General features: G+C 42.1%; 2 rRNA genes. Both read left to right on the top strand.

Annotation, left to right across the window (positions count from 1 at the left end):
* Positions 1-81, top strand: a 23S ribosomal RNA gene (locus H4J59_RS00030); the annotation flags it as partial.
* Between the two features lie 179 nt (positions 82-260).
* A 5S ribosomal RNA gene (gene rrf / locus H4J59_RS00035) occupies positions 261-359 on the top strand; the annotation flags it as partial.

The raw sequence follows: 359 nt of genomic DNA on the forward strand, positions 1-359 counted from the left end.
CTACAACGTTGATAGGTTGGGTGTGTAAGGACTGCGAGGTCTTGAGCTAACCAATACTAATTACCCGTGAGGCTTAACCATACAACACCCAAGTGGTTTTAAGTTGTGTGCTGTTTGACATAGTATAATTGCATAGGAATATGCAACATCACGTACATGAGTGATGAATAAGAGAAACAAAGAAAAAGTAACACAAAACGTATTTATACATCAGTGAGACAAGTCTCATTGAAGCAGCTTTTTAGATTGTACCCTTTTTGTCTAGCGACAATAGCGACATGGCCCCACCTGATCCCATTCCGAACTCAGAAGTGAAACGTGTTAGCGCCGATGGTAGTGTGGGAGTTCCCATGTGAGAG

The organism is Colwellia sp. MB02u-10 (assembly GCF_014077185.1).
In the GTDB taxonomy this organism is placed as follows: Bacteria; Pseudomonadota; Gammaproteobacteria; order Enterobacterales; family Alteromonadaceae; genus Cognaticolwellia.